This is a genomic window from Micromonospora sp. NPDC002411, from assembly GCF_053592955.1.
This window is the reverse complement of record NZ_JBSFBM010000634.1, coordinates 1-1,361: the sequence shown is the minus strand read 5'-3', so window position 1 is coordinate 1,361 and position 1,361 is coordinate 1. Positions and strand designations below refer to the sequence as shown.

Annotated in this window: 2 protein-coding genes; both read right to left on the bottom strand. The window is 70.3% G+C overall.

From position 1 onward, the window contains the following. On the bottom strand, nt 1–118 hold a 118-nt coding region (locus ACWCO3_RS34635; protein WP_450014227.1), incomplete at its 3' end, for a polysaccharide biosynthesis protein. Between the two features lie 137 nt (nt 119–255). After that, nucleotides 256–1,361: lipopolysaccharide biosynthesis protein (locus ACWCO3_RS34630; protein WP_450014225.1), on the bottom strand; the 1,106-nt coding region annotated here is incomplete at its 5' end.

The window sequence follows — 1,361 nt, the reverse complement described above, 5'->3', positions numbered from 1 at the left end:
GGCTGAACACCCGGACCTCAGCGACGTCCCGATCGAGAAGTCGGCGGACCATCGTCCGGCCGAACGAACCCGTTCCACCGGTGATCAGGACTCGCCGTCCAGTGGTCAAAAAAGTCACTGCCGCTCCGTTCGTTACTGATGGCTCGCGTCCAGCCGGCAGCTGCCGGCGGTGTCAATGGCCGCAATCGGCCCAACGAGCGAGCAGGAGCCTTCGAAACGTCACCAAAGGTGCCAATGTCGACACACCAGACGGGGTCAGGTGTCGGCACCCCGAGCGTCCGCAGCCAGTACGGGCTCACGCACGCCCGGGTCGGGTCGGTGGGCCCCGTCGCGCCGATGCCGCCGGACCAGCAGCGACGCGTACGTGGCGAGCAGGGCGGTCAGCGCGAGTTGACCCACCCCGTACGACCAGGCGGCGCCCTGCGCACCGAACGGACCGGCTGTCACACAGACCGCGACCAACTGCAGCGACACCGTGCCGACCGTGCAGATCCCCACCACGTTCTCGTGGCCCCGGGCCTGGAGGAACGTCGCGAGGGGCTGGTTCACCACCACCACCGCGGCACCGATCGACAGCACCACCAACACGTCGGCGGACTGCCGGTAGGTGTCGCCGAGCACCAGGGAGACCGCGGTGGGTGCGAGCAGGACGAGAGCGGCACATGTGACGACTGCTCCGCAGAGCAGCCAGAGGGATCTGCGCACCGCCTGCAACGCGACCCGGGAAGAGGACGCCTGCGCGATGGCCGGTGCGGCGGCGGACGAGTACGCCTGGGCGAAGAACTGGACGGGCTGGGTCCATCGGGACACCGCGCTGTAGATGCCCGCCTGCGCGCTGCCACCGGTCGCCGCGAGCAACGTGACGTCCAGCGAGGTGGCGCTGACGGCCAACGAGAACCTGCCGTAGCCCGCCGTCGCCCGCCACGGTGCGGTGAGGCCGGTGGGCACCCAGCGAAGCCGGGACGGGCCGCCGAGCAGGACGCCGGCCGCCAAGGCGGCGAACGCACCACCGACCAGTGACCACCACAGCGTCGGCAGCGCACCGACCGCTGTGGTCGTCAGGAGCACCACCGCCAGGACGAGCGCCACCAGGCGCTCCAACAGGAGAACGGTGGCGACCTTCATGACCCGACGGGCAGCCCTCAGCGGCACCACGACGCCGTTGATCGCCGTCCGGCTGAGCAGGACGAGGGCGACCACCAGACCGAGTTCCGGCCACGGGGTCGCCAGTGCCGCCATCGAGATGACGAGCGCGCCGGCGACGGCCACGGCGAACAGCACCCGCAGCCGGTTCCAGTAGCTCTCCTCGGTGATCCGACCGGCGGCGAGCTCCCGCACCGAGAAGGCGTTGAAGCCGAAGT